This is a genomic window from Cohnella baijiui (genome assembly GCF_020731285.1).
In the GTDB taxonomy this organism is placed as follows: domain Bacteria; phylum Bacillota; class Bacilli; order Paenibacillales; family Paenibacillaceae; genus Cohnella.
In genome coordinates this window covers 1-254 of the sequence record NZ_JAJFOW010000290.1, presented here as the reverse complement: position 1 = coordinate 254, position 254 = coordinate 1, and the positions used below count along the sequence as shown (strand labels likewise).

Genomic DNA, 254 nt, shown 5'->3' with positions numbered 1-254 from the left:
TAACAGGCACAATCCACTGATACCCCAGTTCGGCAGGCGCAAGATCGTCATTGGCCAGCTCAGCCAGCTCAAGCACCGCATGTCCCTGTGTACTTCTGCTGATTTGATGCAGAAGAAAAGCATGCAGGGTGGAAACAAATTCTTTTGTCTCCTTCACAAACCGCTGCACATCCGCCCCCTCCATCACTGGAAAATGGGTGGGCAGCAAATAATGCGGTGCCAATCTTTCAATGGCTGCAATCACCCCCTGGTAG

General features: G+C 52.0%; 1 protein-coding gene. It reads right to left on the bottom strand.

The features are described 5' to 3' along the window. A partial coding sequence (locus LKX83_RS32685; protein WP_227887443.1) for a hypothetical protein occupies nucleotides 1-254 on the bottom strand: 254 nt, incomplete at both ends.